Here is a 13,834-nt window from a genome sequence, read left to right as displayed (position 1 = left end):
GGGGCGCCACTGATGCCGTGAACGTCCTTGCCGTGAGTCACCAGGCAGCACATAGGTTGATGCGGAGTCGAACCGACCATCCTTGTCGGAGGAGGAACCCTGCAGATGGCGTGGGACGAGTGGGAACAGTTAAAGGCGTCGGCGGCCGAGAGGGAATCGTCGCGGATGCAGCTGAACGGGCTGCCACCCGAGGACAGACCGAACGCCGGCAACCCGCAGGGCGACCTCCAGGTGCATCAGAAGGACCTGGCGGCGATCGGTGACCACGCCTTCAAGCTCTACAACCGGCTGTGGAAGGACGCCCGCGTCCCCAGTACGGATTCCGCGGGAACGGATCTGGCCTCGCAGGGCTTCGCCCTCGGCCAGGCGTTGCAGCACGTGTCGACACGGTGGGACAAGCAGCTCGGCTCCGTCATGGACGCGTGTGCGCTGATCTCGAACCACATGGACTTCACCAAGAACGCGCACGCCGGTGACGAGATCTTCATCGAGCGGCATGTCAGCAGCATCCACACGCTCGACGCGGGGTTCGACGAGGACTGGGCGAAGCGGGGCGAGAAGAATGAGATCTACGGGACGAAACCCACGAAGGGCAAGGACTGACCCTCATGGATTTCGACGCTCTGTACTCGGCCAACTTCAAGCTGCTCGACGACACGGTCAGCGACTGGACCAGCATGCTGACGAAACTGGAGGACCTCAAGAAGGACGCCGAGGACGGCCTGCACAAGCAGGCGAACAAGGCCGACTGGGCCGGCTACAACGCCACGGTGTCACGGGAGTTCATCGGCAAGACCGCCGGCGAGTTCGGTGACGCCGTCACCCAGGCGACGTCCATCCGCAACATCATGCGGGACACCCGGGACGAGTTGAAGACGCAGCAACGGCTGCTCCAGGAGGCCATCGAGCGTGGCCGGGGCAAGAACCTGACGGTGTCCGCGAACGGCGGCGGGTTCACCGTGCGCGAGAACCCCGACAAGAAGGCCCCGGGCGGGCAGACGGACGTGGACGCTCTGCGGGACGAGTTGCAGGGGATCCTGAACAAGGCGACGGAGATCGACAGCACGGCCTCCACCTCGCTGAAAGCACTCGTCGACCTCAAGGACCAGGGCTTTTCCGACGCCAGGTACGGCAGCCGGGACGAGGCCGCGAACGCGGTGAAGGAGGCGGAGCGGCTCGCCGCCCTGGCCCGGAAGAAGCCGCAGGACCTCACGGCCGCGGACTTCGACACCCTGAAGTCCGGTCTGGAGAAGTACTCAGGCGACGAGATCTTCGCCGCACGGTTCGCGTCGACCCTGGGAGCGCAGGGCACGCTCGACTTCTGGGGAGGGATCAGCGATCCACGCCAGGCGTACCGGGTCGGTCACGAACGCGTGGAGCAATACGACGACCTCCAGAAGCACCTGAGCCTCACGCTCGCCACGGCCACGCAGGCGGACACGCCCGACATGTCCCGCTGGAAGTCCGAGATGGTCACCCTCGGCGACCAGCCCGTGAACAAGAGCAGCGGTTCCATGGGCTTCCAGGTCATGAGCAACCTGATGCGCTGGGGGAACTACGACGACCGGTTCCTGACGGACTACGGGGCCAAGCTGATCGAGACCGAGAAGAAGCTGTCGGGCAACGGCCGTGAGGTGCCGCTCGCCTGGCAGCACATGGCGATGGACCCGTATCTGAACCACACGGGCACCGACAGCGGTTCCGACCCCATGACCGGCTTCATGAAGGCCCTCGCCAACAGCCCTGGTGCTGCAACCGACTTCTTCACCGCGGACTTCGTGACCAGGGACGAGGATCACGAGTTCGAGCGTGACACGGATGGCGACGGCAAGAACGGCAAGGTCGGTCTCACCAACTTCCAGTACCTCTTCGAGGAGCGCGACTGGCCCCAGGAGGTGGACCGCAAGGGCGAAGACAGCATCGAGGGCCGCAACAACCTGGCGATGGCGCTCGAGGCAGCGACGACCGGGCACCCTGCGGGCGAGATGCCCACGGCCGACACGCCGCCGCACAGCGAGGACCAGTCGAAGCTCATGTCGGACATCGTGAGATCCGTGCATGAGGACCCCGGTCGCCTGACCAAGTACGACCACATGTCCGACAGTCTGGGCCAGATTGCCTCGGAGTACCTTCCGGACATCAATCGCGCCATGTCGGACGACCCGTCCGGGAACTCCGACCTGCTGTATCCGCTGGTCGGCTCCCAGGCGAAGTTCGAGCACCAGGAGATCACCCGCTTCCTGGTGACGGTGGGGCAGCACCCGGACGGGAACGCGGCGGTGGAGGTCGGCCAGAAGGCGTACATGAGCAATCTCATGGATTACCACCTGAACCCGGACCTGCCGGCCGATCAGCGCTACCCGCAGTCGCCGCAGGAAACCATCACGGAAATCTCGCGCCGTTCGGCGGAGGTGAGTGGAACCCTGGCAATCGGCATGCAGGAAGCCGTGGTGGGCAAAGGCAGCCAGGAAGCCAAGGCCTTCGCGGACTCCGTGGCCCAGCAGAAGAACGCGTGGTCCGGTGCGATCGGTACGGGTATCGGGGTGGGTGTCAGCTTCATCGCGACCCCTGTCGTGGGTGCGGTGGCCAGCGGTGTCTCCTCCACGGTCAGCAGTATGGTTCTCGAGCACGTCTTCCAGCAGGCTGAGACCGACGTGCTGACGGAGGCCGGCACGTCCGCCGGCCGGCTCTGGGAAGAGAGCAGGGAACGGCATGCCACAGACAGCCAGACCGCCGCTCTGGAAGCCGTCAAAGTGCACCGCCTTCCCTATGCCGACCAGGTGGCGGCCTGGGCCCTGGAAGGTCGCAACGACGGATTCAACGATGCGTCCACCAACGTCAGGCGTACGGCGGACGACCTCGAAACGGAAATCCCGGCCGCCGGCTGACGGCCGTGCCTGCTTCCCTACCGGCGACCAGAGCGGAGAGATCGTTGCGAGCAGTACGCTGTGGCACAGAAGCCTCCGACGACGTGGCGCGAACACAGATTATCGACAGGTCGGGGGCGAGGGGGAGGCGTGGAGCACCACGCCGTCTTCTTGCGGTCGTGACCACGCCGCTCCTGATACTCGCTGCTGCTGGATGCGGTGAACCTGCCGAGAAGAAGTCGTTCCAGGTACCGACGAATCTGTGTGGCATGTCAATCGAGTCTTCGGTTCTCGAACCGGTGCTGCCCGGCAGCGGCTCCTCGCTCGACATGACGTCGAAGTCCAAAGCAGTCGGCAGTACCAATTGCACCATCAGCGTGGACAAGCATGCCGTTCTCGGCGCGATCTCGGAATGGCAATGGGACGCGTCAGTGCGAGAGGTCGCAGGGAGCAACCCGTATCTGTCTCTCGGCAAGCACGTCAGCGAAGACGGGACCTACGCGTACTCGGAGCAGGGCGGAGCGCATCTGGTTTCGTGCCCCGTGGCGGCGAAGAAGCATCCGGGTGCTCAGCTGTACGTACGGATCCTGATCTACGAAGGTGGCACACGGGACGAAGGGGCCGCGAAGAGGCTGCTCCAGGCTTACGCAGGGTCCGTGGCTGCATCGGCGGAGTGCGTCGGGTCCGCGCGGTGAATCCCGGCGGTGGCCGGAGCAGTCACGACGTCTGATGCGTACCGCCAGATGCCGGACGGTCGAGGAAGCGGACAGGGTGGGCACCCCTCGCGCGTGCCCACCCCTCTCCTCCGCCCGTGTGGGCTGTTTTACGCGAAGTAGCTGGCGGCCTTCTTGTCGCCGCCCATGTAGTCACCACCGGCGCGCGCGACGACCTGGCCGATCTGCATGAGGGCCTGGTGGATGTCCGACGCCTCCTTGTCCCACTTCATCTGCTCCTGGACGTAGGCGTTGTGCGCCTCGCCCTCCCAGCCCGCGGCGACGGTGGCCATGGCGGTCTTGATCTCCCGCAGGTCCTCCTCGAGCTTCTTGGCCTGGTTGCCGAGCGTGGTGGCCGCCACATCGAGACCGTCGTACTTGACGACGAGCTCGTCTCCCGAGTTCATGCCCATGATTTCCTCATCTCACTGGTGTCGTCCGGCTCCGAGAGCCGGGTTCGGTACGCCCCGGGGGCTCAGAGGTTGGCGATGCTCGACCGCGGAGGCGCGGCGCTGGTGCCCACACCCAGGTCGACGTTGATGCTCTGCACCGCGGCGAGGACATCGTCCTCCGTGCCGTCCTTGATCTTCCGGGAGGCGCTCAGGCCCTCCAGGAACTTCGCCAGGATGTTGCCGAGGCGCACCATGGAGGTGTTGATCTCCTGCTGCTTGGTGTTGAAGGCACCGGCGCCGATGCCCTTCCACTGACCCTCGAGGCTGTCGATCGTGCCCTGGATCTGCTGCAGCTGGCCCTTGATCGAGTTGAACTTCTCGAAGAGGTGCCTTTCGAGCTTGATTACTTCGGCATCTGAAAGCCGCTGGCCCTGTGACACGGTGGTGTTCCCTTCTCAACTTCTGCTGTGGACTGATGGGTTGTGCTTCACCGGGATGGTGAGAGGTGAAGTCCGATGGACGGCGCGCGGCACCGGAGAGGACCGGATCAGGGGGGTCCGGTCACGCGCTGCGCCGTCGGCGTACGACCGCGTAGGCCGCCGCTGCGCCGAGGACGACGACGGCTGCGACACCACCGATGACGAGCCCCGTGGAGGAGCTGTCACCGGCGGAGGCAGCACTGTCCCGGCCCTTCGCCTCGGCGACGAAGTCGGGCTTGTCCTGCGGGCCCGGCGACGATGCCGGCGCGGAGGGCCGGGGCGAGGCGGCGGATCCGGACGGGCCGCCCACGCGCTCGTTCGTCAGGGGGCTGACGCCCGGGTCCCCCGGCTTGCCGAGGCCACGGTTGATGTGGGCACCGGGGCGGACGATGCCGTGCCCGAGGTAGTTGCTGACGGTGCCGGGCTTCCAGTCCTTGCCGCGGCCGGCGGACTCGAACATGACGCGCAGGACCTGGTTGCCGGTCCACTCGGGGTGCTTGGACCAGATCAGGGCGGCGGAGGCGGAGGCGATGGCGGTGGCGGCGCTGGTTCCGCCGTCGCCGTCGCAGTAGCTCGTGAACTTCTCGTCGCACCAGGTGGGGATGTCTCCGCCGGGAGCGGCGATGTCCACGAAGTTCCCGTGCTGGGAGAACTTGGCCACCTTTCCGTCCGGGCCCGATGCGGCGACGGCGATCGACTCCGGGTAGGAGGCCGGGTACTCCTCCTTGTTCGGGCCGTCTCCGCTGTTCCCGGCCGCCGCGAAGAAGAGCTTGCCCTTGCTCTGCGCGTACTCCACCGCGTCGCGTTCTTCCGAGCTGTAGAACTCGCTGCCCATGGACATGTTGATGATCCGGGCATCGCTGTCGGCAGCGGCACGAATGGCCTGCTGGAAGTCGAAGGCGTTCACCTTCTCCTTGTTCTGCAGGTCGGTGTCCGACACGCGATACGGGATGATCTTGGCTCCCGGAGCCAGTCCCTTCAGCCCGCCGCCCTTTCCGGTGCCGGCGATGATCTCGGCCATCGACGTGCCGTGGCCGACGTAGTCGTCGGTCTCCTCACCGTCGACACCGGTGAAGTCACGTCCCTTGAGGACCTGTCCGTGGAGCGACGGGGTCGAGGGGTTGACGCCGCTGTCGATGACCGCCACCTTGATCCCTTCGCCGGTGGCGGTCTTCCAGATCTCCTCGGCGTTCATGGCGTCCAAGTACCACTGCCTCGCCTGGGGGTCGGGAATCGGCGCTGCTGCGGCTGGGCCGCCGATCGTCACCACCCAGGCTCCCGCCGCGGCCACGGCACCGAGCAGACCGCGCCGCACAGCGTACGACCCCTTGTGCTGCCGGGTCTGACTCATCACTGGCGTCATGCTGACTTCCGAACCTTCCGGATGCTTAGTCGATCACTGGCGGGCTGGTGGCGCGCCGCCTGGCTGCCCAGGTGTCCTGGTCCTCGGTCGCGTAGCCGGGACGGGCCGGGTCCGGCGACTCCTGGTCGTCGCCCGACTGGCGCTGCCCCGGGCGGGCTCCTCGCCCGACCGAGCCACCAAGGCTCCCGCCCGCCCCGGGGCGGGCGGTGCCGACCACGCCGTTCGTGCTGGGTGTGCCTCGTCCGGTGGGGCGAGGAGCACCACTCTGCTGGGGGGCGCCGATGACGCCCGACTGGCTGGGCCTGGCGGCCGAGGAGCGCCCCGTCGGCGTGCTCTCGCCCCCGATGACCGTCGCCTTCGGGATGCGCGATCCGGTCGGCCCGTTGGTGGTCCGCTGGGGCGTACCGCCGACGATGCCGTTCGACGGACCGGTACGAGGGGCGTTCGAGGCCCCCTGGCGTCCGACCGCGGGCTGCCCGGCCATGCCGGGTCGACCGGCCACCGGATTCTGTCCGGTGGCTCCGACCACGCCGGGCCGGCTCACGCCTGGTTGGGCACCCATGGGCCCCGGGCGACCGGCCGGCATCCCGGCGCGTCCGGCCGAGGTGACCGGGCCGGCGGGGGGTGCTGGGCGCCCTGCTCCTCCGGACGCGCGCCCCACCTGTGAGCCACCGCCCCCGGAGGCGCCGGGACGCCCGACCGGTCCGGTGCTCGGGCCGCTGCCCGGACGGGGAAGGCCCCTCGTCCCGGCCGATTGCGCCGGGCCGCGCGGAGGAGTCCCGAAGTTCGTCATGACCGGGGGCGCGGTGCTGGTGGTCGGTCCGGGGCCGGTCGTCGGTGACGGAGGCGGGCTCGTGCTCGGCGACACGGGTGGAGCGGTCGCCGTCACACTGTCGATCTCCATGGACGTGCTCGGAGCGACGGAGGCCACGGGCGTGGCAAGCACGTCCGTCCGGGACGGACCGTCGCCGACACCACCCGTACCGCCGGCGCCGACGGCCGAGGGACCGGGGGGCGGCGAGGGGACTCCTGAGAACCCCGCCTGTGCGGCGGCTGCGGCCGAGGGGTCACCACCGGTCGGATTGCGCCAGCTCGTCGGCCTGGGCACCGCCGCGTTCACCGGCTTCGGCATCTTCGGGGCGGGCTGGGCCGCGAGTGTGCCGGCCGACACCGTGTAGTAGGACGCCAGGCGGTTCATCAGGTTGATGGCCTCCTGGCGGTCCTTCTCCACCGCCAGCGCCTTCTGGTACTCCGGATTGTTCGCCGTACGCTCCGGCACGGCGAAGTCCTCGGGCTTCTTCTGGACCACACGGTTGTCGCCCGGCGGCTTGGAGTTGCGTACCGAGGCAAGGCCCGTGCTGGCCACCTTCAACTGGGCGCCGACCGCGTTGGCGAAGGTGCTGAGGTCGTAGGTGTAGGTGACGAGATCCATCCCGTACGCGTGGAACTGATCGGCGCCCTCGCCCTTCCAGTCGATCGCCTTGATGGAAGTGGCGAGTTCCTTCGCGGCGGCCTTGAGGGCCGTATTGGCCTTTTCCAGGGCGTCTCCGGCGTTCTCCAGGTCGGCCGGGTTCGCGCTGTCGAGGAGCCTGAGCATGGCGTTCAGGTTCTCCTTCTCGAAGCTGGTCTTGCCGAAGACGCTGTCACCCGCGCCGCCGCCGAAGAAGCCCGACATCATGCTGGTGGCCCGCTCCAGCATGTCCGTGGCGGCGAACTTGCCGTAGATCTGCTGCTCTTGCTCCTGCTGCAGCTCCTCGACCTTCTGCTCGGGCGTCGACGGCTTCGGCTGCTTTTCCTCACCCATCAGTGATCACCCCAGATCCGTCGTAGCGCTGGTGTCGTCGTTCCGGTCGTTCGGCGGCTGCTTGCCCTTCGCCGCCTTCTCCCGTGCCTCGGCCGCGTCCCACTCCTTCTTCAGGCGGGCCTGGATCTGGTGGAAGCGGTAGCGCTCCTCTTCCTCGACGTTGTCGTAGCCGATATCCGCCGCGTGGACGGCGATCCGCAGCATTTCGATCTGGTCGCCGAGCGTCTTGGACAGCTCGACGAGAGCCGAGTGGACGCGGTTGTACTGGTGGTGGAAGCCGTCCGCCTCGTCGAACTTGATGCCGACACCGAGGGACTCGCGGGTCACCCGCTCCAGGGCGATCTTGGAGCTGCCGCCGGCACCTCCTTCGAGCTCCGTCAGAAGCGTGTCGATACGGCTCTGGAACTTCTTCAGCGCGCCTACGCCACGCTCGAGGTCACCCGCCATGGCTGCCCCCGGAACCAACTGCCTCGAGCACGATGCTCAATCCTCCCCGTTTGCTTCAGCCGACACTCAGTGCCGTGGTCACTCTAGCCACTGGCTATGACAGTCCCAAGCGCCTTACCCGTCACACCACTTCCCTCCCGTGCGGTTGCAACCGCGCAATCCGTCGCGCCCGCCGTCGCGAGTCCCGGAGGGCCACCGCGGTGCCGGCGATCGCCGCGACGAGGACGCCGCCGCCGATGACGACGTACGTCGCGAGGCGGGCGTTGCGCTGGTCCGGGGTCTCGCCGAGGTGCAGTTCGGCCGGGGTCGGGGCTTCGGCGCGGGTGACGCCCTCGTGGGCGACCGGGGCTTCGAGGGGCTTGTCGTCCTCGGTGAGGGCGCGGACCGGGTCGACGACGCCCCAGCCGACGAGGCGGTCGTGGCCGGCGACCGACCGTTCGGCGGTCTGCTGGATCTGGGCGACGATCTGCTTGCGCGTCCAGTCCTTGTGCTTGGCCTTGATCAGGGCGGCGAGGCCCGCGACGTACGGGGCGGAGAAGCTGGTGCCGTTGTCGGCGCAGTGGCCGCCGCCCGGGACGGTGGAGACCATGTCGACGCCCGGTGCCGCGATGCCGACGAAGTCGCCGGACTGGGAGAAGGGCGCGCGCTCGTTGTTGCGGTCGGAGGAGGCGACGGCGAGGACGCCGTCGTACGAGGCGGGGTAGGTCCGCTTCACGTTCCCGCCGAGGCCGTCGTTGCCGGCCGAGGCGACGACGACGATCTCCTCGGCGAGGGCCGCGTCCACGGCCTGCTTCAGGCCGGGGGCGGGTTCCACCGCCTTGGCCGTGTCCTGCGAGATGTTGATGACGTCCGCGTCCTCGTCGATGGCGTGCCTGATGGCGGTCGCCAGGGTCTCGGCGGTGCCGTTGCCGTCGGCGTCGTTCTGCTGGATCGGGATGATGGTGGCGTCTGGCGCCAGGCCGACGAAACCGGTGCCCTTGGCGGGGCGGGCGGCGATGATGCCGGCCACCTTGGTCCCGTGGCCCACGGTGTCCGTGGTGCCGTCCTCCTTGCCGCGCTCGATCTCGTTGCCGTTGGCGTCCTTCAGGTCCTTGGGGAGCAGGTTGACGCCGCTGCCCGTGTCCACGGCCTTGGTCAGCTGCGGGTTCTTCACGTCGACACCGGTGTCGATGACGGCGACCCGCACGCCCTTGCCGGTGGACTGTTTCCACAACTCGTCGAGCAGCACGCGCTGGAGGGACCAGGGGCGGCCCTCGTAGGGCTTCCCCGGGAAGGTGCACTGGGTGTTGTCGTCCGCGGCGGCGGGGGACGCCGGCACGGCCACGAGGGTGAGCACGGTGGCAGCCGCGGCGGTCAGCATCCGTCGGTACGTGTACGTGTACGTCATGTGCGCCCCGGCCCTCAGGAGCCCTGCGGCTGACGCGCCGCTCCGGTGGACAGGCGGGGGCCGGTCGGCAGGAACGTCGACCATGCGGCGGGGACCGGCACCGGGTCGACGCCCTTGTAGCCGAGGCGGTTCTGCGCCTGCTGCTCCTCCTGCTGCCGCGCCCGCTTCTCCTCCTCGGAGCCGGACGAGCCGATGCCGGAGTCGTCGGTGGCGGTGTCGCCGTTGGACTGCATGGCGTAGCGCAGTCCGGTGTCGGTGACGAGGAAGAGGAAGCCGGTGTCGGTGGTCGCGCCCTTGAACTGGCGGAACAGCTGGCCGGAGCCGGGGGTGACGTAGGCGCTGCTGGAGCCGGTCGGCAGGGTGGCGGGGAAGTCGGTGCCGGCCCAGGTGCTGAGCGTGGTGGCACCGGTGTCGCCGTCCACCTCGCGCAGCACGTTGCAGACGGTGTTGCGGCTGCCCTCGGCGATGCCGGCGTCATTGACGGGCTTGGGGGCGGCGTCGGGCCACTTCTTGTCCTTGCCGAACGCCTCTCCCGGCTCGAACGCCCCGGCGCTGACCGACTTGGCCTGGCCGGCCTGGCCGAGGTCGATCAGTTCCCGGCTGTTGAGCAGCAGCTTCGCCATGAAGTCGGAGACGGGCGCGACGCGTCCTTCGAGGACGACGTACTGCTGCTTCCTGGTCCCGTCCGTGGCGGTGAGGACCATGCCGACCTTGTTGTCCTCGGGCTTCAGGAGCCCCTGTACCCCGGCGGGGTCGCCGGGCCGGCCCGGGACGGTGGGGAAGGTGATGGTGTCGCCCTTGTGCAGGGTGTCCAGCCAGGCGGCCGACACCCGTTGCGCGGCGCGGCCCTGGCCGACCAGCTGGCGCAGGAGGAGTTCGTCCTTCTCCACCGGGTACGCGGTGCCGCCGGCGTCGACGATGTACCGGGTCTTGTCGGGACCCTCGACGTAGAGCAGCTCTCCGCCGTGCAGGCGGTTCGCTCCCTCGGTCCTGCCCTTCTCCCGGTCGGCGAGGACGAACGCGGCCTTCTGGATGGCCCGCCCGCCCTCCCCCGGCCGTTCGCAGACGGCCCAGCGCTTGGCGGCGCCGGCGTCCTTGGGGTCGGGCAGCCGGTCAGGGGCGTAGGGGATGCCGAGGGTGGCGCCGTGCGGGATCCTGCCGCTGTCGAGCACCGACTCGTCGACGTTGATGACCTTGCCCTTGTCGGGGTTGAGGAGCAGCTTCGCGGAGGACATGTTGAGGACGGGGTGGAGCTGGGTCTTGCCGCCGGTCTTCAGCACGACGTAGCGCGTGGTCGACTTGCTGGCGATGATGACGTTCTCGCCGGGGGTGTCCCACTGCTTGGGTGCCACCGGCTTGAACATGCCCCAGGCGGCGAACACCGCGAGGATCACCACGCCGGCGATGGCTCCCGGCACCACCGCACGCAGTGGGCGCGGGGCGCCCTCCTCCGACCCGGTCGTGTTCGGCTGCACGAACTGCGCAACAAGCCTCCGCTTTGCGAAGGTATAGGCGTTGAGTTCGTCCCGTCGTGATGCCATTTGTCCGCTGCCCCTCATCCCCTCTGGGCGCCCAGGTTCCCACACGCATCGAAACGCATCGCCGGAGCGCCGCGCACTACTATGCCTGCCGACGCCTGCCCCTCCCCGCTCAGGTAGGGTGATCGCCCGGTCAACGCCCATAGGAATTTGGCGAATGCGGACACGAGGGGGCAACGCGGCGATGGGTACGGCGACGCGCGCGCGCAATGGGCGGAGCTCCGGACGAGCCCCCGACCGTTCCCGACGGCAACGGAGTAACGACCGCCCCTCGCCCGCGGTTCCGGAGGCCCCCGCGACCACCGCACTGCGCCCCCTGGGACGCAGCGGCCGCCTGGGCCAGTTCCAGCTGCGGCAGTTGGTGCTGGTGGAGGCGGCCCTGGCGCTGGCGGCCGTCGGCGTCGCCCTCGGCGGGCTGTGGCTGGTGCCCACCTGCGCCGCGGCCTGCGTCCTGGTGCTGTTCGCGGTGGTACGCCGCCGGGGCCGGGCACTTCAGGAGTGGCTGTCCACAGCACTCGCGCTGCGCGCCCGCCGACGTCAGGCCACCGCCCCCCTCCCGGACGCCGACCCGTCGCTGGCCGGCGTCACCGAGAGCGTGCCGGGCTTCGGCCCCTACGCGTACGTCGACCGGAACCGCCGTACCGTCGGCATGCTCGGCGACGGCACCTTCCTGACCGCGGTCGTACGCGTCGAGACCCACGGCACCGGGCTGCGCCCCGCGGCCGGGGCCCGCGCACTGCCGCTGTCCGTCCTCGGGGACGCCCTCACGGTGGACGACATCGTGCTGGAGTCGGTGCAGTTGGTGCAGCAGGTGCGCCCCGCCCCGGCGCCGCACCTGCCGCAGCAGGCCGTGGCCCGGCTCTCGTACGCCCCCCTGCACGAGCGCACCGGAGCGCCCGCCCTGCGCATGACGTGGGTGGCCGTGAAGCTCGACCCCGAGCTGTGCCCGGAGGCCGTGAAGGCGCGCGGCGGCGGGCTGGAGGGGGCGCAGCGCTGCCTGGTGCGCGCGGCGGACCACGTGGCGAGCCGGCTGACCGGGGCGGGCTTCCAGGCGGTGGTGCTGGACCAGGAGGAGCTCAACTCCACGGTGGCGACCGCCTCCTGCGCGAACCCCCGCATGGCGGCGCGGGCGTCGGCGCCCGGCGCGGCGCCCCAGCGGCGTACGGCCGAGACCTCCCGGGTCTGGCGGTGCGACGACCGCTGGCACACCACCTACGCGGTGGGCCGCTGGCCGGAGTTGGGAAGGGGCGCGTCTCCGCTGCCCCAGCTGGTCTCGCTGCTCACCTCCGTTCCGGCGTACGCGACCACCGTCAGCTTCACTCTGCGCCGCGGAACACGCCAGGGAGCGATGAACATCCTCAGTCACATCCGGATCACCGGCGGCTCCGACACCGAACTCGTCGGTGTGCGAAGGGCTTTGGAGCAGGCCGCCCGGTCGGCCAAGGTCGGCCTGCAACGCCTCGACCGGGAGCAGCTGCCGGGCGTACTGGCGACGCTGCCGCTGGGAGGTACCCGCTGATGGCCCGGTCCGCTTCCGTACGCGGCCTGCGCGGGCTGTTCGGCCCGAGTCACGCGGGCCACAGTGTGGTCACCGACCACCTGGGTGTGCTGTCCCTGCCCGTCGGCGACGACGGCGTGGTGATAGGCGACGACGCGGAGGGCCGCCCGCAGCTGGTCGGCTTCCACCGTTCGACGCCGTACGACGTGCTCCTGATCGGCGGCCTGTGGACGGCCCAGGTGCTCGCCCTGCGCGCGGCCGGCACCGGGGCGCGGGTGGCGGTGGAGACGGGGCGTCCCCAGGAGTGGACCACCCTGTCGCAGTCCGCCGGTGCCGGACTGGAGTGCATCACCCTGCACGACGTCGGCCGCGTCCCGCCGCTGGGCGCGACCGTGGGCAGCCCGGTCGTGGTGGTGCGGGACTGCGGCATGCGGCCCCCGCGCGGGCGCGTGGTGTCGTCGCCCTGGCAGTCCGTATTGACACTGCTGCCCTACCTGAGCCCCGTCGCACCGCGGTTGATGCGGATGGCCACCCTCGTGGGCGTCCAGCGCGTCTCGCCCCAGGAGGCGCAGGCGATCGGCCGGATACTGGGGCTGCACCGGACCGAGACCGAGGCACTGCCCACCCTGGCGGACGGCGTGACCCTCTGGTGCGCCGGCGGCGAGCGGCACTGGGTGATGACCACCGCCACGGACGCGGAGTCCGGCCTGCTGGGCGTGGCGCGCCGCATCGACTGAACCCCGCCGCCGTCCGCTCCCCCGGACGGCGCACGGCGCCGGCGGAGCGGTCCACCGCATCGGGTGCCGGCGGTGCACCGAGCGGGTGCCGGGCGGGTGCCGAGTCGGCGCCGATCCGCGGAAGCACTCCCTCCACCGGGCCCGGGCTGACCTAGGATACGGATGGTGACGCTTGGGGCATATCCAACTACGCCCCGCCACTGGGCGCTTGACCGTGCCCCGATCCACAGCCGGCCGTGATCGAAGGGAACCGCCATGGGCACCGCAGAGGAGAAGGACGCGCTGTACGCGCTCGACATCTCGGACGTCGAGTGGCACGGCGCCCCGGGTACGAGCGCGGACGAGGAGCGCGTGGAGATCGCGTACCTGCCGGGCGGGGCCGTCGCCATGCGGTCCTCCCTGGACCCCGACACGGTCCTCCGGTACACGGAGGCCGAGTGGCGGGCGTTCGTGCTCGGCGCGCGCGACGGTGAGTTCGACCTGCGCTGAGCCCTGCGGCGGCGCGGCGCCCACCGGGTGGTGGTCCCGGCGGGGACGCCCCGGAGTGGGACCGGATCACCGGAAGGCCCACCGGCCGTGCGGGGCACCCCGCTTCCGGCGGAATGCTCC

The 13,834-nt window shown here is 69.7% G+C and carries 13 protein-coding genes; 6 read left to right on the top strand and 7 right to left on the bottom strand.

Features of this window, described 5'->3' with window-relative positions; all coding sequences use genetic code 11:
- Positions 1 to 105 precede the first annotated feature (105 nt).
- The 3 genes from A4V12_RS26785 to A4V12_RS26775 all read left to right on the top strand — a co-directional run bounded on the left by A4V12_RS26785 (position 106) and on the right by A4V12_RS26775 (position 3,562).
- Complete coding sequence (locus A4V12_RS26785) at positions 106 to 603, top strand: hypothetical protein (RefSeq protein ID WP_064072010.1); 498 nt, start codon at positions 106 to 108, stop codon at positions 601 to 603.
- Between the two features lie 5 nt (positions 604 to 608).
- Complete coding sequence (locus A4V12_RS26780; protein ID WP_064072009.1) at positions 609 to 2,888, top strand: DUF6571 family protein; 2,280 nt, start codon at positions 609 to 611, stop codon at positions 2,886 to 2,888.
- Between the two features lie 158 nt (positions 2,889 to 3,046).
- Positions 3,047 to 3,562, top strand: coding sequence for a hypothetical protein (locus A4V12_RS26775; RefSeq protein ID WP_159028943.1), 516 nt, complete (start codon positions 3,047 to 3,049; stop codon positions 3,560 to 3,562).
- Between the two features lie 128 nt (positions 3,563 to 3,690).
- Here the strand turns inward: A4V12_RS26775 and A4V12_RS26770 are convergent, their stop codons facing one another.
- The 7 genes from A4V12_RS26770 to eccB form a co-directional block, all read right to left on the bottom strand.
- Positions 3,691 to 3,993 carry a WXG100 family type VII secretion target gene (locus A4V12_RS26770; RefSeq protein ID WP_064072007.1) on the bottom strand — a complete coding sequence of 101 codons (303 nt, stop codon included), beginning with the start codon at positions 3,991 to 3,993 and terminating at the stop codon, positions 3,691 to 3,693.
- 62 nt (positions 3,994 to 4,055) lie between these two features.
- A complete protein-coding gene (locus A4V12_RS26765; protein WP_064072006.1) occupies positions 4,056 to 4,412 on the bottom strand; it encodes a WXG100 family type VII secretion target in 357 nt (118 codons plus the stop codon).
- A 121-nt stretch (positions 4,413 to 4,533) separates the two neighbouring features.
- The gene (locus A4V12_RS26760) at positions 4,534 to 5,802 is read right to left on the bottom strand and encodes a S8 family serine peptidase (protein WP_234372346.1); all 1,269 of its coding nucleotides are present in this window, start codon (positions 5,800 to 5,802) and stop codon (positions 4,534 to 4,536) included.
- A 37-nt stretch (positions 5,803 to 5,839) separates the two neighbouring features.
- Positions 5,840 to 7,618 carry a hypothetical protein gene (locus A4V12_RS37720; RefSeq protein ID WP_064072004.1) on the bottom strand — a complete coding sequence of 593 codons (1,779 nt, stop codon included), beginning with the start codon at positions 7,616 to 7,618 and terminating at the stop codon, positions 5,840 to 5,842.
- 6 nt (positions 7,619 to 7,624) lie between these two features.
- Positions 7,625 to 8,065 (bottom strand): hypothetical protein, encoded by a 441-nt coding sequence (locus A4V12_RS26750; protein WP_064072003.1) that lies wholly within the window; start codon positions 8,063 to 8,065, stop codon positions 7,625 to 7,627.
- Positions 8,066 to 8,186: 121 nt separating this feature from the next.
- Entirely contained in the window at positions 8,187 to 9,452 is a 1,266-nt protein-coding gene (gene mycP / locus A4V12_RS26745) for a type VII secretion-associated serine protease mycosin (protein ID WP_064072002.1), read from the bottom strand.
- 14 nt (positions 9,453 to 9,466) lie between these two features.
- Positions 9,467 to 10,993, bottom strand: a complete 1,527-nt coding sequence (gene eccB, locus A4V12_RS26740) for a type VII secretion protein EccB (RefSeq protein WP_064072001.1) — start codon at positions 10,991 to 10,993, stop codon at positions 9,467 to 9,469.
- A gap of 181 nt (positions 10,994 to 11,174) precedes the next feature.
- Between eccB and eccE the strand changes: the two genes are divergently transcribed.
- From eccE to A4V12_RS26725, 3 genes are all read left to right on the top strand, one after another.
- A complete protein-coding gene (gene eccE, locus A4V12_RS26735) occupies positions 11,175 to 12,509 on the top strand; it encodes a type VII secretion protein EccE (protein ID WP_199831394.1) in 1,335 nt (444 codons plus the stop codon).
- Entirely contained in the window at positions 12,509 to 13,225 is a 717-nt protein-coding gene (locus A4V12_RS26730; RefSeq protein WP_064072000.1) for a hypothetical protein, read from the top strand. The genes eccE and A4V12_RS26730 overlap by 1 nt, the downstream gene beginning before the upstream one ends.
- A 255-nt stretch (positions 13,226 to 13,480) precedes the next feature.
- Complete coding sequence (locus A4V12_RS26725) at positions 13,481 to 13,714, top strand: DUF397 domain-containing protein (protein WP_064071999.1); 234 nt, start codon at positions 13,481 to 13,483, stop codon at positions 13,712 to 13,714.
- Positions 13,715 to 13,834 lie beyond the last annotated feature (120 nt).

It is taken from the genome of Streptomyces noursei (assembly GCF_001646665.1).
Classification (GTDB): Bacteria; Actinomycetota; Actinomycetes; order Streptomycetales; family Streptomycetaceae; genus Streptomyces; species Streptomyces lavendulocolor.
This window is presented reverse-complemented; position numbering and strand designations above follow the sequence as displayed.